The 22,731-nt window shown below is 68.1% G+C and carries 19 protein-coding genes and 1 pseudogene; 10 read left to right on the forward strand and 10 right to left on the reverse strand.

What is annotated here, in order from left to right; all coding sequences use genetic code 11:
* The first annotated feature begins 84 nt into the window (after nt 1–84).
* Both IDM45_RS01205 and IDM45_RS01210 read left to right on the forward strand, forming a co-directional pair.
* Complete coding sequence (locus IDM45_RS01205) at nt 85–3,027, forward strand: aconitate hydratase (protein ID WP_209421287.1); 2,943 nt, start codon at nt 85–87, stop codon at nt 3,025–3,027.
* Nucleotides 3,028–3,089: 62 nt separating this feature from the next.
* A pseudogene (locus IDM45_RS01210) lies at nt 3,090–4,318 on the forward strand (FAD-dependent monooxygenase).
* A 65-nt stretch (nt 4,319–4,383) separates the two neighbouring features.
* On the opposite strand, the gene IDM45_RS01215 reads toward IDM45_RS01210, so the two are convergent.
* Nucleotides 4,384–5,643, reverse strand: a complete 1,260-nt coding sequence (locus IDM45_RS01215; protein ID WP_209421288.1) for an MFS transporter — start codon at nt 5,641–5,643, stop codon at nt 4,384–4,386.
* A gap of 165 nt (nt 5,644–5,808) precedes the next feature.
* Here IDM45_RS01215 and IDM45_RS01220 point away from each other — a divergent pair, with 165 nt between their 5' ends.
* The gene (locus IDM45_RS01220; RefSeq protein ID WP_232653623.1) at nt 5,809–7,764 is read left to right on the forward strand and encodes an FMN-binding glutamate synthase family protein; all 1,956 of its coding nucleotides are present in this window, start codon (nt 5,809–5,811) and stop codon (nt 7,762–7,764) included.
* A gap of 158 nt (nt 7,765–7,922) precedes the next feature.
* Here IDM45_RS01220 and IDM45_RS01225 read toward each other — a convergent pair whose 3' ends face one another.
* From IDM45_RS01225 to IDM45_RS01235, 3 genes are read right to left on the reverse strand one after another with little or no spacing between them, the layout of a single operon-like run.
* Nucleotides 7,923–8,744, reverse strand: coding sequence for a LytR/AlgR family response regulator transcription factor (locus tag IDM45_RS01225; protein ID WP_209421289.1), 822 nt, complete (start codon nt 8,742–8,744; stop codon nt 7,923–7,925).
* Nucleotides 8,741–9,871, reverse strand: coding sequence for a sensor histidine kinase (locus IDM45_RS01230; RefSeq protein ID WP_325168931.1), 1,131 nt, complete (start codon nt 9,869–9,871; stop codon nt 8,741–8,743). Before IDM45_RS01230 ends, IDM45_RS01225 begins: the two co-directional genes overlap by 4 nt.
* A 59-nt stretch (nt 9,872–9,930) precedes the next feature.
* Nucleotides 9,931–10,236, reverse strand: a complete 306-nt coding sequence (locus IDM45_RS01235; RefSeq protein WP_209421290.1) for a 2TM domain-containing protein — start codon at nt 10,234–10,236, stop codon at nt 9,931–9,933.
* Between the two features lie 363 nt (nt 10,237–10,599).
* Here IDM45_RS01235 and IDM45_RS01240 point away from each other — a divergent pair, with 363 nt between their 5' ends.
* Entirely contained in the window at nt 10,600–11,424 is an 825-nt protein-coding gene (locus tag IDM45_RS01240; RefSeq protein WP_209421291.1) for an undecaprenyl-diphosphate phosphatase, read from the forward strand.
* 159 nt (nt 11,425–11,583) lie between these two features.
* On the opposite strand, the gene IDM45_RS01245 is transcribed toward IDM45_RS01240, so the two are convergent.
* On the reverse strand, nt 11,584–12,699 hold the full coding sequence (locus IDM45_RS01245; RefSeq protein WP_209421292.1) for a carboxypeptidase regulatory-like domain-containing protein: 1,116 nt from the start codon (nt 12,697–12,699) through the stop codon (nt 11,584–11,586).
* A gap of 122 nt (nt 12,700–12,821) precedes the next feature.
* Nucleotides 12,822–13,652, reverse strand: a complete 831-nt coding sequence (locus tag IDM45_RS01250; protein ID WP_209421293.1) for an alpha/beta fold hydrolase — start codon at nt 13,650–13,652, stop codon at nt 12,822–12,824.
* Between the two features lie 123 nt (nt 13,653–13,775).
* Between IDM45_RS01250 and IDM45_RS01255 the strand changes: the two genes are divergently transcribed.
* Genes IDM45_RS01255 through IDM45_RS01265 form a run of 3 tightly spaced genes read left to right on the forward strand, consistent with a single transcriptional unit; the run spans nt 13,776 to nt 16,094 of the window.
* The gene (locus IDM45_RS01255; protein ID WP_209421294.1) at nt 13,776–14,807 is read left to right on the forward strand and encodes a glycosyltransferase family 2 protein; all 1,032 of its coding nucleotides are present in this window, start codon (nt 13,776–13,778) and stop codon (nt 14,805–14,807) included.
* Between the two features lie 10 nt (nt 14,808–14,817).
* Nucleotides 14,818–15,234, forward strand: coding sequence for a GtrA family protein (locus tag IDM45_RS01260; RefSeq protein ID WP_209421295.1), 417 nt, complete (start codon nt 14,818–14,820; stop codon nt 15,232–15,234).
* Nucleotides 15,231–16,094: a ChbG/HpnK family deacetylase gene (locus IDM45_RS01265; RefSeq protein ID WP_209421296.1), complete on the forward strand. Its 864-nt coding sequence runs from the start codon at nt 15,231–15,233 to the stop codon at nt 16,092–16,094. The genes IDM45_RS01260 and IDM45_RS01265 overlap by 4 nt, the downstream gene beginning before the upstream one ends.
* Before the next feature lie 331 nt (nt 16,095–16,425).
* On the opposite strand, the gene argF is transcribed toward IDM45_RS01265, so the two are convergent.
* Both argF and IDM45_RS01275 read right to left on the reverse strand, forming a co-directional pair.
* Nucleotides 16,426–17,352 carry an ornithine carbamoyltransferase gene (argF, locus tag IDM45_RS01270; protein ID WP_209421297.1) on the reverse strand — a complete coding sequence of 309 codons (927 nt, stop codon included), beginning with the start codon at nt 17,350–17,352 and terminating at the stop codon, nt 16,426–16,428.
* Between the two features lie 5 nt (nt 17,353–17,357).
* Nucleotides 17,358–18,560 carry an aspartate aminotransferase family protein gene (locus IDM45_RS01275; RefSeq protein ID WP_209421298.1) on the reverse strand — a complete coding sequence of 401 codons (1,203 nt, stop codon included), beginning with the start codon at nt 18,558–18,560 and terminating at the stop codon, nt 17,358–17,360.
* A gap of 279 nt (nt 18,561–18,839) precedes the next feature.
* Here IDM45_RS01275 and IDM45_RS01280 point away from each other — a divergent pair, with 279 nt between their 5' ends.
* On the forward strand, nt 18,840–19,166 hold the full coding sequence (locus IDM45_RS01280) for a DUF3579 domain-containing protein (protein ID WP_209421299.1): 327 nt from the start codon (nt 18,840–18,842) through the stop codon (nt 19,164–19,166).
* Nucleotides 19,167–19,307: 141 nt separating this feature from the next.
* Here IDM45_RS01280 and rpsT read toward each other — a convergent pair whose 3' ends face one another.
* Nucleotides 19,308–19,613 carry a 30S ribosomal protein S20 gene (gene rpsT / locus IDM45_RS01285; RefSeq protein ID WP_209421300.1) on the reverse strand — a complete coding sequence of 102 codons (306 nt, stop codon included), beginning with the start codon at nt 19,611–19,613 and terminating at the stop codon, nt 19,308–19,310.
* Between the two features lie 104 nt (nt 19,614–19,717).
* Between rpsT and murJ the strand changes: the two genes are divergently transcribed.
* Complete coding sequence (gene murJ / locus IDM45_RS01290) at nt 19,718–21,283, forward strand: murein biosynthesis integral membrane protein MurJ (RefSeq protein WP_209421301.1); 1,566 nt, start codon at nt 19,718–19,720, stop codon at nt 21,281–21,283.
* A 22-nt stretch (nt 21,284–21,305) separates the two neighbouring features.
* Complete coding sequence (locus IDM45_RS01295; protein WP_209421302.1) at nt 21,306–22,151, forward strand: SirB1 family protein; 846 nt, start codon at nt 21,306–21,308, stop codon at nt 22,149–22,151.
* A gap of 130 nt (nt 22,152–22,281) precedes the next feature.
* On the opposite strand, the gene IDM45_RS01300 is transcribed toward IDM45_RS01295, so the two are convergent.
* A complete protein-coding gene (locus tag IDM45_RS01300) occupies nt 22,282–22,674 on the reverse strand; it encodes a universal stress protein (protein ID WP_209421303.1) in 393 nt (130 codons plus the stop codon).
* Between the last annotated feature and the right edge of the window lie 57 nt (nt 22,675–22,731).

The following is a 22,731-nucleotide window of genomic DNA, read 5'->3' on the forward strand; positions in this document are numbered from 1 at the left end:
ACAGGCAGGCGCAGGGCGTTCATTGGCTTTGCAGGGCGAGGCTGCCAGAATGTCGGCTCCTGACAACGAACCGGAGACCCGCATATGTCCTCATCCCCGCAAGACAGAACCCAGGATCTGGGCGGCCACGCCTTTGCTGTCACGCTCGATACCTTCACCACTGCGTCGGGAAAGCAGGGCCGGTTCTTCTCATTGCCCGCATTGGCAAGGCAGTTTCCCTCGGTCAGCCGGCTGCCGGTTTCCATCCGCATCGTGCTCGAATCGGTACTGCGCAATTGCGATGGCCGCAAGGTCACGCCCGAGCACGTGGCGCAATTGGCTCAATGGCAGCCCACGGCGCCGCGCAAGGATGAAATCCCCTTCATCGTCTCGCGCGTGGTATTGCAGGATTTCACCGGCGTGCCGCTGCTGGTCGATCTGGCCGCCATGCGCAGCGCCGCGCAGCGCCTGGGCAAGGAGCCGCGCCGCATCGAACCCCTGGTGCCCGTCGATCTGGTGGTCGATCACTCCATCATGGTCGATCATTACGGCACGCGCGATGCGCTCGATCTGAACATGAAACTCGAATTCCATCGCAACCGCGAGCGCTACGAATTCATGAAATGGGGGATGCAGGCCTTTGAAACCTTTGGCGTGGTGCCGCCCGGCTTTGGCATCGTGCACCAGGTCAACCTGGAATATCTGGCGCCCGGGGTGCATCAGGGCAAGAACGGCATTCATTACCCCGACACCCTGGTCGGCACCGACAGCCACACCACCATGATCAATGGCATCGGCGTGGTCGGCTGGGGCGTGGGCGGTATCGAGGCCGAGGCTGCCATGCTGGGCCAGCCGGTGTATTTCCTCACCCCTGACGTCGTGGGCTTCGAGCTGACGGGCGAACTGCGCGAGGGCGTCACCGCCACCGACCTGGTATTGACGGTGACGGAGATGCTGCGCCAGGCCAAGGTGGTCGGCAAGTTCGTCGAATTCTTCGGCGAGGGCACGCGCTCGCTGTCGCTGCCCGACCGGGCCACCATCGGCAACATGGCGCCCGAATACGGCGCGACCATGGGCTTTTTCCCGGTCGATGAAAAGACCCTGGACTATTTCCGTGGCACGGGCCGCAGCGACGAGGCCATCGAGGCGCTGGAGGCCTACTTCCGCGCCCAGGGCCTGTTCGGCGTGCCCAAGGCCGGCGACATTGAATATTCGCAGGTCGTGCGTTTGGATCTGGCCAACGTCACGCCCAGCCTGGCCGGCCCCAAGCGTCCGCAGGACAGGATCGAGCTGGAAAACGTCTGCCGCCAGTTCACTTCGCTGTTTTCCAAGCCCATGTCCGAGGGTGGCTTCAACCTGCCCGCCGAGCTGCTGAAAACCCGTCACCACGTGCGCCACGGCGATGTCACCAGCAACCTGCCGCGCGAATCGCCGCCCACCCCTCCAGGCGCGCCGCGCTTCCTGGAGGAGATGCAGAACAACAAGCCCAACCCCAAGATCATGCACGACGAGGCCAGCGATGCCTCGGCCCTGCCGGCCGAGGAGGCCGACTTCAGCCTGGGCAATGGCGACGTGCTGATCGCTGCCATCACCAGCTGCACCAACACCTCCAACCCTAGCGTGCTGCTGGCTGCCGGCCTGCTGGCGAAAAAAGCCGTGGAGGCGGGCCTGACGGTGCAGCCGCACATCAAGACCTCGCTGGCGCCCGGCTCGCGCGTGGTGACCGAATACCTGACGCAGACCGGCCTGCTGCCGTATCTGGAAAAGCTCGGCTTCGCCCTGGCCGGCTACGGCTGCACGACCTGCATCGGCAACGCCGGCGACTTGGCGCCCGAGATCAACGACGTCATCACGCGCAATGACCTGGTGTGTGCGGCGGTGCTGTCGGGCAACCGCAACTTCGAGGCGCGCATCCATCCCAACATCAAGGCCAACTTCCTGGCCAGTCCGCCGCTGGTGGTGGCCTACGCCATTGCCGGCACCATGCTGCGCGACCTGACCACCGAATGCCTGGGTCGCGGCCATGACGGGCGCGAGGTGCATCTGCGCGACATCTGGCCCAAGGCCGAGGAAATCCACGCCCTCATGCACTACGCCATGAACGGCAAGGCTTTCCGCGAGAACTACGCCCGCGTCAAGACCGAGCCTGGCCAGCTGTGGGAGAGCATCCACGGCGTGACCGGCGACGTGTACTCCTGGCCGCAGAGCACCTACATCGCCGAGCCGCCGTACTTCGATGAGTTCACTCTCGAAAACGTAGCTGGCAGCGCTGACCAGCAAAGGGCTGGAGGCCAAAAAGATGCTGAATCCGTGCAGGGTGCGCGCATCATGGCGCTGTTTGCCGACTCCATCACCACCGACCACATCTCGCCGGCCGGCTCGATCAAGGACAGCTCGCCCGCCGGGCGCTGGCTGACCGGGCACGGCGTGGCGCGGCTGGACTTCAACAGCTACGGCTCGCGCCGGGGTCACCACGACGTGATGATGCGCGGCACCTTTGCCAACGTGCGCATCAAGAACCTGATGATCCCGCCGCTGGAGGACGGCTCGCGCGAGGAGGGCGGCTACACCCTGTTCCAGGGCGACGGCCCGCAGCGGGGCGAGCGCATGTCCATCTTCGACGCCGCCATGGGCTACATCGAGCAGGGCACGCCCACGGTGGTCTTTGCCGGCGAGGAGTACGGCACGGGGTCGAGCCGCGACTGGGCCGCCAAGGGCACGCAACTGCTGGGCATCAAGGCCGTGGTGGCCAGGAGCTTCGAGCGCATCCACCGCTCCAACCTGGTCGGCATGGGCGTGCTGCCGCTGCAATTCCGTGGCAACGACTCCTGGCAGACCCTGGGCCTCAAGGGCGACGAGCTGATCGACATCGAGGCCGACGCCCAACTCACGCCGCAAAGCGAAGCCTTGCTGCGCATCCGCCGCGCCGATGGCAGCGTGGTGCAGGAAGTAAAGCTCACCCTGCGCATCGACACGCCCATCGAAGTGGACTACTACCGCGCCGGCGGCATCCTGCCGTATGTGCTGCGCCAGCTGCTGACGCAGTGATGCCGGCGCGTGTGCCGTGACGCTTCAGGGCAGGCCGGGCATGGCGTGACAATCGCGCCATGCTGAAGAAACAGATCCTGATCGCCGGCGGCGGCATCGGTGGCCTGGCCGCCGCCCTGGGCAGCGCCCGCGCCGGCTGGGACGTGCGCCTGTACGAGCGCGCACCGGCCTTCACCGAGGTCGGCGCCGGCGTGCAGCTCGGCCCCAACGTCGTGCGCTGCTTGCAGGCCTGGGGCCTGCGGGACGCCCTGCAGGCTGTGGCTGCCTTCCCCGAGCGCATCGCGGTGCGCAGCGCGCGCAGCGGCGCCGAGCTGGCCCACATGCGCCTGGGTGCCGACATCGCGCAGCGCTACGGCGCAGCCTACGCCGCTATCCACCGCGCCGACCTGCAGGGTCTGCTGCTGGACGCCGCCCGGCAGCAAGCCAATGTCCACCTGAGCCTGAACCATACGGCGCTGGACTGCCGCCAGGAGGGCGGGGTGGTCACGCTGCGCCTGTCCTGCCCGGCGGACGAGGCCGGGCGGGGGGACAAAAGCATCGAAGTCGAGGGCGATGCGCTGCTGGGCGCCGACGGCTTGCGCAGCCGCATCCGCACGCAGCTGCTGGCCAGGAGCCGATGCGCTCGTCCGGCCACCTGGCCTATCGCGCCGTGGTGGCGCAGCAGGACTTGCCGGCGGCGCTGCGCTCCATGCAGGTCACGGCCTGGCTGGGGCCGCGCCTGCACGTGGTGCATTACCCGGTGCGCCGGGGCGAGTTGCTCAACATCATCGCCATCCGGCACGGCCAGGCGCCGGCCGATCTAGACAGCTGGGATCACGGCGCCAACGCCGCCGAGCTGGAGGCAGCGCTGGCGCAGACCTGCGCGCCGCTGCAGGACTTGATCCGCGCCGTGCCACATGCCGGCAGCGGTTGGCGCCTGTGGCCGCTGCTCGATCGCCCGCCCGTGGCCGGCGCGCACCAGATGGCGCAGGGCCTGGTGGCGCTGCTGGGCGATGCCGCCCACCCCATGCGTCCCTACCTGGCCCAGGGCGCCGGCATGGCCATTGAGGACGCCACGCAACTGCAGCACTCCCTGGCCATGAGCGAGCTGGAGGTGGTGCTGCGCCTGCGCCGCTACGCCCTCAACCGCTGGCAGCGCAACGCCCGGGTGCAGGAGCGCGCCCGGCGCAACGGCGTCATCTTCCACGCGCGCGGGCCGGTACGCTGGGGGCGCGATACGGCCATGCGGCTGCTGGGTGCGCGGCTGCTGGACGTGCCGTGGCTGTACCGGGGCGGCAGCGCTGCCGAATGATTGCTATTTTTTATATAGCTGTCAGCGCTTGACTGGCAAGGGTTTGAGCTGGTTTTTATGCTTTTTCAGGGCTGGGCAGGCGGCTTGGGCAGCCAGGCAAAGGCGGCAGCGGCCAGCGCCAGCAGCGCGGCAATGGCCAGCATGACCGGCACGAAGACATCGGCCACCCGGCCCGCCGCCAGCGACGCCACCAGCCCGGTGAACCACTGCATGGCCGCCACGCCCAGGAACATGGCCATGGTGAACACCGCCATGGCCCGGCCCGTGAGGTCTGCCGGATAGGCGGTGCGCACATCGGCGTACTGCAGCACGATGAAGCCCGACAGCAGGCCCACGGCCAGCATCAGCGCCACGTCCAGCCAGGGCGACAGCCCCAGCGCCAAGCCGACGAACAGCGCCGCCATGGCCAGCGTGCAGGCCACCAGCCAGCGCCGGCGCCGCGCCGGCCCGGGGTCGAGGCGGCCAAACAATATCGGCCCGGCCAGCGCCACCAGCGACAGCGCCAGCGCCACGTTGCCGCCGGCCACCAGCGACCAGTCGTGGCGCGCCACCAGCAGCGGCCCCAGCCACAGGCCGCGCAGCGCGATCAGCGCGGCATAGGTCACCGCCCCCAGGGCCACGATGCCCCAGGTGTGCGCCAGGGTGAACAGCGTGCCGAAGCGCCGGATCGCCTGGCCCACGGATTCGCGTGCGGCAGCGCCCTGCGCGGGGGCGCCGACGGGCTCGTGTACGCCGCGCCACATCCACAGCCAGGCGCACACGGCCAGCAGCGCCAGCACGGCAAAGCCGGCGCGCCACGACCACTGCTCGACCAGCCAGGCCAGCGGCGTGCCGGTGAACAGCATTCCCAGAGTGCCCACGGCCATGGCCGTGCCCGAGACCGAGGCAAAGCGCTGCGGCGCGAAGTGCCGGGCGATGAACACCGTGCAGACCAGAAAGGCCGGTGCGCAGCCCACGCCGATCAGCACCTGCGCCAGCATCAGCCAGCCGAAGCTGGGCGCCAGCGCCGACAACACAGCCCCGGCTATGGCCAGCGGAAAGGCCGTCAGGATGGTGCGGCGCACGCCGTACAGGTCTATGCCTATGCCCATGAAGATCTGCATGGCGCCAAAGGCGAAGTGGAAGGCGCCGGCAAACAGGCCCAGCTCCTGCGGCGACAGGGCGTACTGCGCCTGCAGCGGCGTGGCCAGGATGGCGGCCACGGTGCGAAAGGCATTGCTCAGGGCAAAGCCCGAGGTCAGCGCCAGCAGCATCCGCAGGGCCAGGCGTTCGCTGGGGGTCGATGCGCTGCGGCTCGGGGCTGGGGGCGAGGAGGTGTCGGGCATGGCGGCGCAGCCTACACGCGAAACGCCGGCTGGCCTGTCGCGCCCGTCGTGGCGGCGTCCCTGCCGGGGGCTGGGGATAATGCCGAGGCGTGGCGCCGGGCCGGGGGACATCATTCGCCCCTGCGCGGCTGCGGCTGCTGCCCTGCCGCCAGCGAAAGGACTGCCTTGAAGCTCCATGCCTACTTCGTCAACAGCGTGCGCTACAGCACCCTGGCCCTGTGCATCCTGCTGGCGCTGGCCAGCGTGCTGTGGCTGGCGCTGATGCCGGCCAGCCGCGCAGCGCTGGCGCTGGCGCTGGCCTCGGGAGCGCTCACGCTGGTGGGCCTGCGCGACCTGCGCCAGACGCGCCACGCCATCCTGCGCAACTATCCCATCCTGGGGCACATGCGCTTTTGGCTGGAATTCATCCGTCCGGAGATCCGCCAGTACTTCATCGAGGGCGATGTGGACAAGGGCGAGCCCTTCACGCGCGCCCAGCGCTCGGTGGTCTATCAGCGCTCCAAGGGCGAGCCCGACGTGCGGCCCTTCGGCACCAAGCTGGACGTGGGCGCCAAGGGCTACGAGTGGATCAACCACTCCATGCAGACCACGCACATCGACTCGCACGACTTCCGCATCTGGATCGGCGGCCAGCCGGGCGAGAGGCAGGACGGGGTTTCGCCCTGTACCCAGCCCTACAACGCCAGCGTCTTCAACATCTCGGCCATGAGCTTTGGCTCCATGTCGGCCAACGCCGTGCTGGCGCTGAACAAGGGCGCCAAGATGGACGGCTTTGCCCACGACACCGGCGAGGGCGGCATCAGCCGCTACCACCGCGAGCACGGCGGCGACCTGATCTGGGAGATCGGCTCGGGCTACTTCGGCTGCCGCAACGACGACGGCAGCTTCAACGCCGAGCGCTTCGCGCAACAGGCGCGCGAGCCGCAGGTCAAGATGATCGAGATCAAGATCAGCCAGGGCGCCAAGCCGGGCCACGGCGGCATGTTGCCGGGCGCCAAGGTCACGCCCGAGATTGCGGCGGCGCGCGGCATCCCGGTGGGCGTGGACTGCGTCTCGCCGTCGTCGCACAGCGCGTTTTCCACGCCCATCGAGCTGATGCACTTCATCGTGCAGCTGCGCGAGCTGTCGGGCGGCAAGCCGGTGGGCTTCAAGCTGTGCATCGGCCACATCTGGGAGTGGTTCGCCATCGTGAAAGCCATGCTGGAGACCGACATCACGCCCGACTACATCGTGGTCGATGGCGCCGAGGGCGGCACGGGCGCGGCGCCCATCGAGTTCGCCGACCACATGGGCGCACCGGTGCAGGAGGGCCTGCACCTGGTCAACAACACGCTGATCGGCGTGAACCTGCGGCATCGCATCAAGATCGGCGCAGCTGGGAAAGTCATCAACTCGTTCGACCTGGCGCGCATGTTTGCCCTGGGCGCCGACTGGTGCAACTCCGGGCGCGGCTTCATGATGGCGCTGGGCTGCATCCAGGCGCAGGTCTGCCACACGGGGCTGTGCCCCACGGGCATCACCACGCAGGACGCGCTGCGCGAGCGCGCGCTGGTGGTGCCGGACAAGGCCACGCGCGTGGCGCAATACCACGCCAACACGCTGCACGCACTGAAAGAGCTGCTGCAGGCCGCCGGCCTGCAGCACCCCGACCAGCTCACGCCGCACCACATCGTGCGGCGCATCGACAGCTCGCGCATCCGCCTCCTGTCGGCCGTCATGCCGACCATCCGCTTCGGCGCCATCCTGGACGACCTGGACAACCAGCACAGCGTCTACAAGCTGTACTGGCCGCTGGCCGACGCGCACAGCTTTTTGCCGCGCACGCCCAGCGCCGAAGAGTTGCAGGCCAGCCCCGGCATCCGCCCGACCATTGCCGGGCGGCCCGCCTCTGCCGTGCAGATCGCGCAGGAGCTCAACCGCAAGCGCCCGCAGCGCCCGGCGCCGGTGAGCGCGCTGGTGCCTGATCAGGCGCGGCGCTTCAACCCGGCCACCACCCAGCCCTCGCAGGTGCCGCCGCAGTGGACTGGCTCGGGCGCCGACCAGCGGGCGCCGGGTGATCCGCTGGCCGCCGCCGAGGATGGCGTGATGGCTACGCGCAAGCGCGAGCCGGGGGAGTCGTAAACACGCTCTAAGGGCGCACTTGCGCTTTTGGTGACAGATCCAGGGCATTGCAGACGGCGGCCCTGGTGCCGGGTTACGCACAAATCTCCAGAACAACGCTCCCCTGTCGCCCCGTCGGCCCTGGCCCCGCCCGGTTGGCGTGGCTGGCCCCCTGCGCTTCACATGGCCTTGAACAGCGAGGCGTGCAGCCGGCTCACGGCCAGCCGTTCGGGCCGGCCATGCAGGTGCAGGTAGGTGCGGCCCGCCGCGTCGCGCTCGGCGCGCGCAATGCGTGCTGCGCGTACCAGCGTGCCACGGTGGATCTGCCAGAACTCGCCTGCATCCAGCCGTGCCGCCAGCTCCTTGAGCGGGGTGCGGATCAGGTACTCGCGTGCGGCGGTGACCACGCGCACGTACTTGTCGGCAGCCTCGAAATAAACCACTTCGGCCAACGGCACCAGCTCGATCTGACTGCCGCTGCCGGCCTGGATCACGCTCAGGGGCGTGGCGGCGCTGGCGCGCCCGTCGGCCTGCTGCCGCGCTGCCAGCAGGGCGCGCAACTGGCTCAGGGTTGAATCAAGATTGATAGCTGTCAGCGCTTGGCTGGCAAGGGTTTGCTGGAGTTTTTGCACAGTTTTTCGCAAGCGTGCGGGCTGCACCGGCTTGAGCACATAGTCCAGCGCCTGCGCCTCGAAGGCCTGCACCGCGTACTGGTCGTAGGCGGTGACGAAGACCAGCAGCGGAAAAGGCGGGCCGTCGGCGGGCCAGGCGTCAGCCAGCGCGGCGGCGGTCTCCAGGCCGCTCTGGCCGGGCATCCGGATGTCCAGGAACAGCACGTCGGGGCGCAGCGCCAGTGCCGTGTGCTCGGCAGCCAGGCCATCGCCGACGCTGGCGACGATGGCCAGTCCGGGCCAGGCGGCGGCCAACTCGCGTGCCAAGGCGGCGGCCAGCAGCGGCTCGTCCTCGGCAATCAATGCACGCGCTGTGCTGGTAGCGGTCATGCTTGTCCTGCCAGGTCGGTGTTTTTGATGGGAAATATGACTCTAGCCCTTGTACCACCAGCGTCTCCAGCTATCAATTCGAGAGTTCCGGCAGGGCCGTACAGGGCGGTCAGGCGCTGGCGCACCTGGCTCAGGCCGAAGTGACTGGTGCTGCTGTCGGCCTTGGCCGGCAGCGCGGCGGACAGGCCGGCGCCATCGTCGTGCACGCTCAGGCACAGCAATGCGCCGGGCAGCAGTTCGGCGCGCACCTGCAGCGTGCCGCCCGCCAGTTGCGGCTCCAGGCCGTGGCGGATGGCGTTTTCCACCAGCGGCTGCAGCACCAGCGCCGGCACGGGCAGGGTGGCCAGCGCCGGCGGCAGCTCCAGGCGGTAGGCCAGGCGCGGCCCCAGGCGCACGGCGATCAGTGCCAGGTAGTCCTGCAGGAGCGCGAACTCATCGGCCAGCGGATGCAGCGCAGTGCGCGAGGCCCCCAGCGTGGCGCGCAGCCAGGCGTTCAGGTGATCCAGCATGTCCAGCGCACGCGGCGTGTCGCTGGCGATCAGCGCGCGCAGGTTGGCCAGGGTGTTGAACAGCATGTGCGGCTCCAGCTGCGCCTGCAGCAGGCTCAGGCGGGCCTGCACGGCGTCGCGCTGGGCCTGTGCGGCTTCGAGCGCCAGGCGCCGGGCATGGGCACGGCTGTACATGAAGAACGACACCGCCACCGCCGCCAGCACGGTGATGACCAGCGTCGAGGCCAGCCAGGGGCTGCGCCAGATGGGCTGCGGCTGGCCGCTGTAGCGGTCGCCCAGCGCCGAGCCCAGCAGCAGGCCGACCAGGCTGCCAGCGGCCACCAGCGCTGCGCCGCGCCAGCCGTGCGGCCAGGAACCATCTGCGGCAAAGGCCAGCCGCCCGGCCTCGATGACCAGCCAGGCGACGCCGCCGATGGCCAGCGAATACACCAGTTGCTCGTCCCAGGCGCCGTGCCCGCCCACGGTGAGCGCCAGGGCGATGACGCAGCAGAACGCTGCGGTGACGAGGCCGTCGCGCAGCAGCTGGCGCAGGGGGGCGGGCTGACGGGCATGGGGCGATTGTGCGTTGTGCGTTGCGTGCTGGACGAGCTGTCCGCGAACCCTTGGCGCACAACGCACGTGCGTTTGCCGGCACGTGAAAGGCTTGTTTGCCGCAATGCTGTTGAAAGGGCCGGCGCTCAAGGCCGGCGCCTGCCGTGCAGCGCAGCGCGCTCGCGCTCCAGCAATTGGCTGTACAGGGCGCCGCCCGGGGCGCCCAGCCAGACGCCTGCGCCGTGCAGCAGCAAGCCCAGGCCCCAGCCCAGGGCCGGGTACACGGCCCAGGGATAGCTGCTGCGTGCGCACAGGAAGGCCAGCAGCAGATTGACCAGCACATAGACGCTGGCGTGCGAATACCAGCCCAGCTTGGCGCGGGCGCGCCGCTGCGCCAGGCGCTCCAGATCGGCTGCGAGGGGTGGGCTGGGGGCTGCGGGGTCGTGGTTCATGGTCGTGCAGGGTGAGGTGGGCGGGATCAGGCCGGCGTTGCGGTGCTGGAAGTGCTGGCTGCTCCCCGCGGCATCTGCGGTGGGTGCATGGCAATCTGCATCCGCATGTCAGGCTCCTGGTGTGGTGGGCCGCACGGGCAAAAGTGCGATGCGCGCACTGTGCCGGGCAGGATGGCGGTGCGCCACGGCCATGCGACGGATGGCCGCCAGGGGGGCGCCAGTTGCGCCAGGGGCGGCGTGGAAGGCGGCAGGAATGCGCTGGCGGCAGGCGGCGCTGCACGGGGACGCGCCAGGGTGGGGCCGATAATCCGCCGTTTTTTCCCGCCGCCCGGCGGGCTTCACCATTCAGGACGAGGAAAGCGCGTGGATACCGTATTGCTGCTCAAGGCCGCCATCATGGGTGTGGTCGAGGGCTTGACCGAGTTTTTGCCCATCTCCTCCACCGGGCACCTGATCCTGGCAGGCAGCCTGCTGGGCTTCGACGACGCCAAGGCCAAGGTCTTCGACATCGCCATCCAGACTGGCGCCATCTTTGCCGTGATCCTGGTCTATTGGCAGCGCATCCACGCGACGCTGGTGCAGCTGCCCAGCCAGCGCCAGGCGCAGCGCTTCGCGCTCAACGTGCTGATCGGCTTCTTCCCCGCCGTGGTGCTGGGCCTGCTGTTTGGCCGCGCCATCAAGGAGCACCTGTTCACGCCCGTCGTCGTGGCCAGCACCTTCATCGTGGGCGGTTTCATCATCCTGTGGGCCGAGCGGCGCCAGCAGGTGGCCGTGCGTATCCAGAGCGTGGACGACATGGGGCCGCTGGACGCGCTCAAGGTCGGCCTGGTGCAGTGCTTGGCCATGGTGCCGGGCACCAGCAGGAGCGGCGCGACCATCATCGGCGGCATGTTGCTGGGCCTGTCGCGCAAGGCCGCCACGGACTATTCGTTCTTCCTGGCCATCCCCACGCTGATCGGCGCCGGCGCCTACAGCCTGTACAAGGAGCGCGCGCTGCTGTCCGCCGCCGACATCCCGCTGTTCGCCGTGGGGCTGGTGTTTTCTTTTCTGAGTGCCTGGCTGTGCGTGCGCTGGCTGCTGCGCTACATCAGCTCGCACAGCTTCGTGCCGTTTGCGTATTACCGCATCGCCTTCGGCCTGGTGGTGCTGGCCACGGCCTGGTCGGGGCTGGTGACCTGGGCAGACTGAAGATTTTTCAGTGTTTTCCGGCTCAAAGCCTTATCAGGCAAGCGCTGGGGGCTATCTTTTTTGAGTGATTCAATAAAAACCCGGTTTCGCTTGACGATAGAGCGAAACCGGGCTGGAGCAATGTTGGCCTGTGGGCGTGTGAGTCGCCCGGTGCGCTGCTTATTTGCTCAGGCCACGCATCAGGCTCATGTCTTCGGCACGGCCAAACTGCGGTGCGGCCAACTCGACAGCACCCTTGTCGCCAGAGCGAACCTGGCCAGAACCGACATTGTTCATGACTGAATCGACAGGTGCCATGCTGACGGCGCCGTTGCTGTTGACGGTCAGCTCAAATACCGTCCACACATCGTTTCTGCCCAGGTAATTGGACAACGCTGGGGGAGTGAAGCGGTATTGCTGGCCATTGGCGAATTCCAGGCGTACCGACGCTCCTGATGCGCCGATGTTGGTCAGGCCCGAGTAGTGATGTACAGAGTAGCGGTACACCCCGGGGCGCAGCGTGCCGGTGGAGCCAGTGCTGGGGCAGGTGACGGTTTCGGGGCCGAAGGAAGTCACATCGTCCACATCCAGGCCGCAGACGCCGCCATTTGTCTTGTTGGCGTAAAACACGTGGAAGCGGCTATCGGCTGTGGTTCCAGGCCCTGTCAGGTGCGAGTCCAGATCGGCTGGGTCTTGGCCCCAAGTGAGGATGATGCGGAACTGCCCTGCTCCCAGCCCTCCTTGGTTGGGATTGGAGGGAGACAGTGCAATGGCCGTACTGGCCGGCGTGTCGCATGACAGGGCAATGGCTTGGCTGGCTGGGACGTAATCGCTTGCTGCTGCGTTGATGGTAAAGGTGCTGGCAGGCAGTCCGGAGAAAGAAACCTGTCCTTGAGCGTTGGTCTGGAGGGTCTGATTGCCCAAAGTGACCGAGGCGTTGGCGATGGGGGCAGCCGCGCCGCGCACGGCATCGAATACCGAGACGGTGGCTGATGCACAGGCTTGCTGCGGATCAGTCTGGTCTATGCCGATGGGCACCAGATGCAGGGTCGTGGGATCGAAGCGAAAGCGTACGTTGTAGCTGTTCTCGACCGTGGTGCTGGATCCGGGATCAAAGGGGTTAGGGACTGGAACCCGGATGCGGATGTTTTCCATCATCACATCGGATTGGGAAATGCCCGCTCCGCGCGATGACGAGAAATCGATCACCTGGGCTTGCGCCGTACTGCATGCCAAGCTTACTGCAAACAAAAGTGCTGGCCGAAGCAAGGGAATGCCGAATGTTGTGCTATGCATGGTGAACTCCTCCTGGGGGCTTGCCCCTGTTGATGAAAACTAACGAAATTATTGTCAGATGGTTCAAAACTTGTTGCAAGCTGGTTGGGCAATGATGCAGGAGAGTTTTTCGCCTCTGACGCTCATTTTTTTTTGCTGTGCTTGTGGCTGATGGCTTGCAAATTCAGCAATGCGGCCTCGATCGCTGCCGCCGTGGTCAGCGGCTGCTCCATCGGGAACAGGTGGCTGCCGTCCAGCATCGTGATGCGGCCCTGAGTGATGCGCTCGGTCAGCGTCATGCCGACCTGGCGCATCTCTACCGACGAGCGCCCGCCGATGAAGGCCGCCGGGCAGCGCAGCGGGTGGCGGCGCAGGAGCGCGTCCAGGTTGTGCGGCAGGGTGTTGTAGATGGCGGTCTCCACCTCGCGCTCGAAGGCCAGCACGCGCTTGCCGTCCTGATCGAGCAGGCCGTGCTCCACATAGTCGCGCAGCACCTGGGGATCCCAGCGGGCAAATATTTTCTTGCGCTGGAAGTGCTCCAGAGCTTCTTCGCTGCTGGCCCAGGTGTTGCGCCGCGCGCGGCTGATGCGTCCGGGCGATAGCGCGCCCAGCAGTGGCGTGCGCTTGGCCACGCCCACGGCGCTGGCGCGCCAGCCGCCCACCAGGGGCGAGTCGATCAGCAGCACGCCGCGTGCCAGTTCGGGGTGGCGCGCAGCCGCCATGGCGCTCAGGATGCCGCCCAGCGAGTGCCCGACCAGAAAGACCGGCTCGCCACTGGCGCGTTGCTGCTCGGCGGCGAAGTCGGCCAGTTGCTGTACCAGGTGCGGCCAATTGCTGGTGACCGGATAGCGTGGGTCGTGGCCGAAGCGCTGCGGGCCGGCCACGGTGAAGCCGCGTGCGCGCAGGTGCTCGAACAGCACCCGGTAGGTACCCAGGGGGAAGCTGTTGGCGTGGGAAAAGACGATGGTCGCCATGGCTGCAACGGAAAAGGACGCGCCTGGACAGCGCGACCGGGGTTTTTGGCAAGGGCGCAAGTGTAGGGCGGGCGCGACGCCGGCGAGGCGCTGGCCGGGCGCAGTTTTGGGACAATCCGCGCGATGACCGATGACGCCCGACCGCTGCACGCCGACTACGCGCCGGCAGCCCCGCCCGCTGCCCTGCCCAGGCCGGCGCTGCGCCTGAGCTGCGTGGTGCCGGCCTACAACGAGGAGGCCAATTTGCAGCCCTTCGTCCATGCCCTGGCGCAGGCGGTGGGGCAGTTGACGGCGCAGTTCGAGATCATCGTCGTCAACGACGGCAGCCGCGACGGGACGCACGATGCGGCACTGGCGCTGGCGCAGGCGGGCCTGCCGGTGCGCTACCTGGCGCTGTCGCGCAATTTCGGCAAGGAGGCGGCGCTGTCGGCCGGCATCGACCACGCGCGCGGCAATGCCGTGCTGCTGATCGATGCCGACTTCCAGCATCCATTGGCCATGTTGCCCGAGATGCACAGCCTGTGGCTGCTGGGCTACGACATGGTCTATGGAGTGATCGCCGACCGCTCGGCGGAAGGCAGCGCCAAGCGCCTGGGCACGGAGCTGTTCTATCACCTGCTCAACAGCGGCAATCGCGTCAAGGTGCCGCCGCACGCGGGTGACTTTCGCTGGATGGACAGGCGCGTGGCCGAGGCGCTCAAGAGCCTGCCCGAGCATCACCGCTTCATGAAGGGCCTGTACGCCTGGGTCGGCTTCAAGACGGCGGCGCTGCCCTTCGTGCCGCAGGATCGCGCCGCCGGGCAGTCCAGCTTCAACCTGCGCCGCCTGGGCTCGCTGGCGCTGCTGGGCTTGACCTCGTTCACCACTATCCCGCTGCGCGTGTGGAGCTTCATCGGCACGGCGGTGGCGCTCATCGCGCTGGGCTATGGCGCCTGGATCACCGTGGAGACGCTCATGTTCGGCAACGACCTGGACGGCTGGCCGACGCTGGCCGCCGGCATGATGCTGTTTGCCGGCGTGCAGCTGATGTCGATCGGCGTGCTGGGCGAGTACATCGGGCGCATCTACGATGAGGTCAAGCACCGGCCCAGCTATCTGCTGGCGCGCGACGACGACCACAGTCCGCTGCGCGGCGACGGCAGCCGGGAGAGCTGACTTGCCACCCATGCTGGCGCGCGCCGTGCAGGCGCTGCGGGGCTTGCCGCAGGCCCTGCAGTTCATCGTCGTGGGCGCAGCAGCGGCCAGCACGCACCTGCTGGCCGTGGCGCTGTGGGTGGCGCTGGCCCAGGTGCCGCCGCTGCTGGCTAATGTGCTGGCTTTTTTTGTCGCCTTCGGCGTGAGCTACTGCGGCCACGCCTGGCTGACCTTTGCCGATGCCCAGGCACGCCACTGGCGGGCGGCGCTGCGCTATTTCCTGGTGGCCAGCGTGTCCTTTGCCGCCAACGAGCTGCTGTACGCCCTGGCCCTGCGCTGGCTGCCCTGGCATTACCTGGTCAGTTTGCTGGCGGTGTTGCTGCTGGTGGCGGTGGGGACGTTCGTGTTCAGCAAGTTCTGGGCCTTCCGGGCCACCGGGCCGGCATGAGCGGGCGGCGCGGGGAAGGCGGCAAGGGCGGCCCGCCGCTGCGCCGGCTGGTGCTGTGTGCGGATGACTATGCGCTGCATCCGCTGGTCGATCAGGCTGTGCAGGCGCTGGCACGCGCCGGGCGGCTGTCAGCCACCAGCTGCATGACCACGGCGCCGCACTGGCCGGCTGCAGCAGCGGCGCTGCGCGAGCTGAGGCCAGCGCTGGCGCTAGGCCTGCATTTCAATTTGACCGAGGGCCACGGCGGCCACGATGGCCATGTGCAGGGCGGCGCGCTGACCCTGGGCCAGGTGCTGCGCCGCGCCTACGCCGGCGGCCTGCGCGTGCCGGCGCTGCGTGCGCAGTGGGCCGTACAGCTCGACGCCTTCGAGCGCGCGCTGGGCACGCCGCCGGACTTCATCGACGGCCATCAGCACGTGCATCAACTGCCCGGCGTGCGCCAGGCGCTGTTGCAGGAGCTGCAAGCGCGCTATGGGGCGCACGAGATGCCCTGGGTGCGCTCGACCTGGCCGGCGGGCAGCCTGTGGCGCAGCCCCAAGGCGGCGGCCATTGCGCTGCTGGGCGGCTGGACGGCCCGGCGCCAGCTGCGCCGTGCCGGTGTGGTCATGAACCGGGGATTTGGCGGCGTCTATGCCTTTGATGCGCCGGATGTGGCAGCCTATCGCGCCCACATGCGCCGCTGGCTGTCGCAGCTGCCTGATGGCGGCCTGCTGATGTGCCACCCGGCGGCTGCGCCAGTGCCGCGCGACGGGCTGGCCGGGCAGCGGGTGGTGGAGTGGGACTATCTGCGCTCGCAGGCCTTTGCCCGCGACCTGGCGCAGGCTGGCTGCCGCCTGCACCAGGGGCCGATGCGCGGCTGAGCCTGCCCTTCAGGCAATCCGGCCGAGCAAAAGGTACTCCATGAGTGCCTTTTGCACGTGCATTCGTTGTGGCTTCGGCCCGTGACCTGCGGCCACTTCACGTCCGCTGGCGCGGACATGAGCCTGCGCCGGAATCGAATGCCGGCGCTGGCGCGCCGCCGTCTTGCCCTTCAGGCAATCCGGCCGAGCAAAAGGTACTCCATGAGTGCCTTTTGCACGTGCATTCGTTGTGGCTTCGGCCCGTGACCTGCGGCCACTTCACGTCCGCTGGCGCGGACATGAGCCTGCGCCGGAATCGAATGCCGGCGCTGGCGCGCCGCCGTCTTGCCCTTCAGGCAATCCGGCCGAGCAAAAGGTACTCCATGAGTGCCTTTTGCACGTGCATTCGATTCTCTGCCTCGTCCCAGACGACGGACTGGGGGCCGTCGATCACGCCGGCGGTGACTTCCTCGCCCCGGTGCGCCGGCAGGCAGTGCATGAACAGCGCGTCCGGGCGGGCCTCGGCCATCATGGCTTCATCGACGCACCAGTCGGCAAAGGCGCGTCGGCGCTCCTCGTTCTCGGCCTCGAAGCCCATGCTGGTCCACACGTCCGTCGTGACCAGATCGGCGCTGCGGCAGGCATCGTGCGGGTTGCTGAAAAATTGATAGCTGCCAGCGCTTGCCCCACTTGCCCCAACGGCCAATTTCTCATCGATTTCATAGCCGCGCGGCGTGCTCACATGTACCCGAAAGCCCAGCAGTTCGGCAGCCTGCAGCCAGGTGTTGGCCATGTTGTTGCCATCGCCCACCCAGGCCACGGTCTTGCCTTGGATGGAGCCGCGTTGCTCGATGAAGGTGAAGATGTCGGCCAGGATCTGGCAGGGGTGGAACTCGTTGGTCAGGCCATTGATGACCGGCACGCGCGAGTGGGCGGCAAAGGCTTCGATCTTGGTTTGCTCGAAGGTGCGGATCATGACCAGATCGACCATGCGGCTGATGACCCGGGCCGAGTCCTCGATGGGCTCGGCGCGGCCCAGCTGGCTGTCGCCCGTGGTCAGATGCACCACGCTGCCGCCGAGCTGGTACATGCCGGCCTCGAAGCTGACGCGGGTGCGCGTGCTGGCTTTCTCGAAGATCATGGCCAGCGTGCGGTCGGTGAGTGGGTGGTATTTCTCGTAGCCCTTGAACTTGGCCTTGATGGCCGCCGCGCGCTGGAACAGGTAGTGGTATTCGTCAGCCGTGAAATCGCTGAACTGCAGGTAATGCCGGATCGCCATGGTGCTCACGCCCCTTCGGCCAGGAAGGCCTGCACCAGCGGCGCCAGCAGGGCCACGATCTCGTCGGCCTCGGCGCGCGTCAGGATCAGCGAGGGCACCAGGCGGATCACGTTGTCGGCGGTGACCGAGATCAAGAGGCCGGCGTCGGCGGCGCGCTGCACCAGGGCGCCGCAGGGTCGCGCCAGCTCCACGCCCAGCATCAGGCCCTGGCCACGTACCTCGACCACGCCGTCCAGGCCGGCCAAGGCCTGCACCAGCGCTGCCTTGAGGTGCTCGCCCACGGCGGCGGCGTTGGCCAGCAGGCCATCCTCTTCCATGATGCGGATGGTCTCCACGCCGGCGCGCATGGCCAGCGGGTTGCCGCCAAAGGTCGTGCCGTGGTTGCCCGGGCCGAAGATGCTGGCGGCCTTGGGGCCGGCGACCACGGCGCCGATCGGCACGCCCGAGCCCAGGCCCTTGGCCAGCGGCATCACGTCGGGCAGGATGCCGGCCCACTGGTGGGCAAACCATTTGCCGGTGCGGCCCATGCCGCACTGCACCTCGTCGATCATCATCAGCCAGCCGCGCTCGTCGCACAGGGCGCGCAGCTGGCGCAGGTATTCGGCGCGCATGGGGTTGACGCCGCCCTCGCCCTGGATGGTCTCGAAGAACACTGCGACCACATCCGGATTCCCCTCGGTGGCGGCGCGGATGGCCTCGATATCGTTCATGGGCACGCGGATGAAGCCTTCCACCAGCGGGCCAAAGCCGGCCTGCACCTTGGCGTTGCCGGTGGCCGACAGCGTGGCGATGGAGCGGCCATGAAAGGCCTTGTCATAGACCACGATCTGCGGGCGCTCGATGCCGCGGTCGTGGCCGTACTTGCGCGCGAGCTTCAGGGCTGCCTCGTTGGCCTCCAGGCCGGAGTTGCAGAAAAACGCATTGGTCAGGCCCGAGCGCTCGACCAGCAGGCGTGCCAGTTCTTCCTGCAGCGGCACGTGGTAGTAGTTGGAGGTGTGGATCAGCTTGGCCAGCTGATCCTGCAGCGCCGGCACCAGCTTTGGGTGGTTGTGGCCCAGGGTGTTGACGGCGATGCCGGCCAGTGCATCCAGATACTGCTTGCCGCGCGCGTCCCACAGACGCACGCCCTGGCCTCGCTCCAGCGCGATCGGCACGCGGGCGTAGGTGTTCATCACGTGGGGCGAGGCAGCCGGGGCAAAAGCGGTCATGCGGAAATCTCCTGATTCCAAGGGAGCAAGGGGCCGTGAGGCAAAAGCCGCCGCTGCGCTGCGCGGGAGGGCGGCGCTGGCGGCGAAGCGAAAAGCGATTCTAGGGGCCGCCTGCTGCTGCGCTGGCGAGGCTGCTGCAATGTTGATGTCCGGCAGAGGTTCGGGCAGCGGCGGTGACTGTCGGGCGGGGGGTGGGGGCTGGATGGGGTCAGTCTTGTATAAGAGTTAGAATCGCCTGTTGCAGCGCACAACGCTGCCTTCCTGTTTTGCCCCATACCGATGGCTGCACCTGCATCTTCTTCCAAGGAAGTCTTCATCCAAGGCGTGACCCACCAGGGCAAGACCTTCCGGCCCAGCGACTGGGCCGAGCGCCTGGCCGGGGTGATGAGCCAGTTCCGCCCGGGCGGGGCGCGCTCCACGCCGGGCGCGCACCTGAGCTACTCGCCCTGGTGCATCCCGACCACGCTGGGCGGCGTCAAGTGCGTGGTCGTGCATTCCGACCTGCGCGAGCACGAGCCCATGGCCTGGGATTTCGTCATGAACTTCGCCCGCGACAACGATCTGCAGGTGGCCGACGCCTGCTTGCTGCCTGACGCCAAGGGGTAAGAGCGGTCGGCACAACGTCCCGCACAACGCCCAAACGACGGGCACAAAAAAACCGCCCGAAGGCGGTTTTCTTGTTTTGCTGGCAGCGCACCCGTTACAAACGGCGGGTGGCAGGCCACCCGGGCTGTTTGCCTGAAAGCGTCAGGCGGCGGCGGGAGCTGCCAGGGCCTTGACCTTGGCGGACAGGCGGCTCTTGTCGCGAGCAGCCTTGTTCTTGTGGAAGATGCCCTTGTCGGCAATGGTGTCCAGCACCGACTGCGCCTTGGCAAACAGTTCGGTCGCCTTCGGCTTGTCGCCGGCCAGCACGGCCTTTTCGACGTTCTTCACCGCAGTGCGGTACTTGGAGCGCAGCGAGGTGTTGGCTGCGTTGAGCTTGACGCCCTGGCGGGTGCGCTTGCGGCCCGACGCCAGGCGCGGGTTCTTCTTCTTGGGCTTGTTGGATGCCATTGTGTGTTCCTAAGTTGTCTGTGGATGTTGCCAGCAAAGCCGGCGATTATAGCGTGGCGGCCTTTTTGCCCGGCAGCGCATGGCGCGCGCATACACTCGCTGCGGTGTCCCTGTTCAAAGCCGCATCCACCGTTTCGCTACTGACCCTGGCCTCGCGCGTGACGGGCCTGGCACGCGACCTGCTCATGGCGTCCATCTTCGGCGCCACGGCGCTGACCGACGCCTTCAACGTCGCCTTTCGCATCCCCAACCTGTTTCGCCGCCTGTTTGCCGAGGGCGCTTTCAGCCAGGCCTTCGTGCCGGTGCTGGCGGCGCACCGGGCGCAGCATGGCGATGCGGCCACGCGCGGCCTGATCGACGCCGTGGCCACGGCGCTGCTGTGGGTGCTGGTGCTGGTGTGCCTGGCCGGGATGCTGGGCGCGCCGGCGCTGGTGTGGCTGCTGGCCAGCGGCCTGCGCCAAAGCGGCGAAGGCTTCGAGGCCGCCGTCTTCATGACGCGCTGGATGTTCCCCTACATCGGCTTCATGTCGCTGGTGGCACTGTCCGCCGGTGTGCTCAACACCTGGAAGCGTTTTGCCGTGCCCGCCGCCACCCCCGTGCTGCTCAACGTCTCGATGATCGCCGCCGCCTGGGCCGGCGCGCCGGCGCTGGCCGCGCGCGGCATCGAGCCGATCTACGCCATGGTCGGCGGTGTCATGGCCGGCGGCGCGCTGCAGTTGGGTGCCCAGCTGCCGGCCCTCTTGCGCCTGGGTTTGATGCCACGCATCGCGCTGACGCCGGCGCGCATCCGCGCCGCCTGGCAGGACGCCGGCGTGCGCCGCATCCTGGGCCTGATGGCGCCCGCCGTGCTGGGCGTGGGTGTGGCGCAGCTGTCCTTGATGATCAACACGCAGATCGCCTCCTGGCTGGCGCCGGGCAGCGTGACCTGGCTGTTCTATGCCGACCGGCTGATGGAGTTTCCGACCGCGCTGCTGGGCGTGGCGCTAGGCGTGGTGCTGACGCCGCAACTGGCTGCCGCGCGCGCCGCCGGCGATACCGAGCGCTACAGCGCCATGCTGGACTGGGGCCTGCGCATCGTCGTCGTGCTGGCGCTGCCCTGCGCCGTGGGCCTGCTGGTCTTCGGCCTGCCGCTGGTGGCCACGCTGTTCCACCACGGCGCCCTGGGTGCGCAGGATGTGCAGCAAATCACGCTGGCGCTGGCTGGCTATGGCGCCGGGCTGCTGGGCCTGGTGGCCGTCAAGGTGCTGGCGCCGGGCTACTACGCCAGCCAGGACATCCGCACGCCGGTGCGCATCGCCATCGTGGTGCTGGTGGCCACGCAGCTCATGAACCTCGCCTTCGTGCCCTGGCTGGCGCACGCCGGGCTGGCGCTGTCGATTGGCCTGGGGGCGCTGCTCAACGCTGGCTGGCTGCTGGCCGGCCTGATCCGCCGGGGCAGCTTTGCGCCGCGCGCCGGCTGGCTGCGGCTGGCCGTCCAGGTGCTGCTGGCCAATGCGCTGCTGGCGGCCTTTCTGTGGTGGGCCAGGGGCCAGTTCGACTGGCTGGCGCTGCAAGAGCGCAGCGTGCAGCGCGCAGCCCTGCTGGCGGCGCTGCTGGTGGCCTCGGCGCTGCTGTACTTTGGTGCATTGACGGCAGCCGGCCTGAAGTTGCGCCAGCTGCTGCGCCGCTGATGCTGGAAAACCGAGCGAGCGCATGAGCCTGCACTACACCGTTCCGACCGCGCTGGAGTATTTCGCCGCCCTGGTCACGCCCCGGGATGCTGCCGTGCCCCTGCTGGAGACGGCCGCCTGCATCGCCCAGATCGAGCACCCGCAGCTGGACGTGCAGCAGGTGCTGGCCGATGTGGACGCCCTGCAGGCGCGCCTGGCGCGGCGCCTGCCGCACGATGCCGGCGCCTTGCAGCGCCTGCGCGCGCTGAACCATTTCTTCTACGGCGAGTTGGCCTTTGCCGGCAACCCCAACGACTACTACGCCCCGGGCAATAGCTACCTGCACACCGTGCTGCACACGCGCCGGGGCATCCCGATCTCGCTGGCCGTGCTGTGGCTAGAGCTGGCGCAGGGCCTGGGGCTGAATGCTGCCGGGGTGTCGTTTCCGGGGCATTTCCTGGTCAAGGTGCGCGTGGCGGGCGGGCAGGTGGTGCTGGATCCGCTGACCGGGCAATCGCTGTCGCAAGACGCACTGATCGAGCGCCTGGCGCTGCTGCACGGCCAGCCTGCAAGCGGGGCTGCGGCGCCGTCGCTGACGCTGTACCTGCAGCCGGCCACGGCGCGCGACATCGTGGCGCGCATGTTGCGCAATCTCAAGGAAGTGTTTCGCGCTGCCGACGACTGGCCGCTGCTGCTGCAGGTGCAGCAGCGCCTGGTGCTGCTGCTGCCCGAGGCCTGGGCCGAATGGCGCGACAAGGGCCTGGCCCATGCGCAACTGGATGAGGCCCAGCAGGCCATGGCCGACCTGCAACTCTATCTGGACAACGCGCATGGTGCGGCAGACACGGCGGCAGTGGCCGAGCTGCTGCGCGTGCTGCGCCAGCGGTAGCGCGCAGGCACGATCCTGGGAGGCTGTGCGGCAAGCGCCAAACATACAACCGTCCCCAGTGGCGCGCGCTGCCCGGCCAAAAGAAAAGGGCGGCACAGCAAGGCCGCCCGTGCGCGCGTTCGGTGCCGCTTCAACTGGCCTTGACGGCCAGCACCGGGCAATCCACGGTCATCAGGATTTCCTGCGCCATGCTGCCCAGCAGCAGCTTGCCCACGGCGGAGCGCTTGCGCAGGCCGATGACCAGCACCGACACCTGCAGCTGCGCGACCATCTCGTCGATCTCGTCGATGGCGCTCTTGCCGCGCACGAACTGCTTGAACTCGGCCTGGATGGGCAGGGCGGCCAGGCGCTCCTCGACGCGCTCGACCTCGTAGCCGTTGACGATGCTCGGATCCTCGCCGCGCCCGCCGGGGCCGGCGTTGACGACCACCAGGCGCTCATTGCGGCGCGTGGCGATTTCGATGGCTTTGTCCAGCGCGGCCTGGCCCTCAGGGCGGGCAACGTAGGCGACAAGAATGGTCATGCAAAGGTCTCCGTAGCGGTATTGGATGGGTGGAAGGGGGCGCCGCTGGCGCAGCGG

Origin of the sequence: Melaminivora jejuensis (genome assembly GCF_017811175.1) — a bacterium.
Taxonomy (GTDB): domain Bacteria; phylum Pseudomonadota; class Gammaproteobacteria; order Burkholderiales; family Burkholderiaceae_C; genus Melaminivora; species Melaminivora jejuensis.

Excerpts from the sequence above, each read along its gene's own strand:
- IDM45_RS01280 (WP_209421299.1), top strand. The coding sequence starts at position 18,840 with ATGGCTGCACCTGCATCTTCTTCCAAGGAAGTCTTCATCCAAGGCGTG.
- IDM45_RS01215 (WP_209421288.1), bottom strand. The coding sequence starts at position 5,643 with ATGCCCGACACCTCCTCGCCCCCAGCCCCGAGCCGCAGCGCATCGACC.
- IDM45_RS01250 (WP_209421293.1), bottom strand. The coding sequence starts at position 13,652 with ATGGCGACCATCGTCTTTTCCCACGCCAACAGCTTCCCCCTGGGTACC.
- argF (WP_209421297.1), bottom strand. The coding sequence starts at position 17,352 with ATGGCGATCCGGCATTACCTGCAGTTCAGCGATTTCACGGCTGACGAA.
- IDM45_RS01205 (WP_209421287.1), top strand. The coding sequence starts at position 85 with ATGTCCTCATCCCCGCAAGACAGAACCCAGGATCTGGGCGGCCACGCC.
- IDM45_RS01265 (WP_209421296.1), top strand. The coding sequence starts at position 15,231 with ATGAGCGGGCGGCGCGGGGAAGGCGGCAAGGGCGGCCCGCCGCTGCGC.
- IDM45_RS01260 (WP_209421295.1), top strand. The coding sequence starts at position 14,818 with ATGCTGGCGCGCGCCGTGCAGGCGCTGCGGGGCTTGCCGCAGGCCCTG.
- IDM45_RS01225 (WP_209421289.1), bottom strand. The coding sequence starts at position 8,744 with ATGACCGCTACCAGCACAGCGCGTGCATTGATTGCCGAGGACGAGCCG.
- rpsT (WP_209421300.1), bottom strand. The coding sequence starts at position 19,613 with ATGGCATCCAACAAGCCCAAGAAGAAGAACCCGCGCCTGGCGTCGGGC.
- IDM45_RS01275 (WP_209421298.1), bottom strand. The coding sequence starts at position 18,560 with ATGACCGCTTTTGCCCCGGCTGCCTCGCCCCACGTGATGAACACCTAC.
- IDM45_RS01295 (WP_209421302.1), top strand. The coding sequence starts at position 21,306 with ATGAGCCTGCACTACACCGTTCCGACCGCGCTGGAGTATTTCGCCGCC.
- IDM45_RS01245 (WP_209421292.1), bottom strand. The coding sequence starts at position 12,699 with ATGCATAGCACAACATTCGGCATTCCCTTGCTTCGGCCAGCACTTTTG.
- IDM45_RS01300 (WP_209421303.1), bottom strand. The coding sequence starts at position 22,674 with ATGACCATTCTTGTCGCCTACGTTGCCCGCCCTGAGGGCCAGGCCGCG.
- IDM45_RS01255 (WP_209421294.1), top strand. The coding sequence starts at position 13,776 with ATGACCGATGACGCCCGACCGCTGCACGCCGACTACGCGCCGGCAGCC.
- IDM45_RS01235 (WP_209421290.1), bottom strand. The coding sequence starts at position 10,236 with ATGAACCACGACCCCGCAGCCCCCAGCCCACCCCTCGCAGCCGATCTG.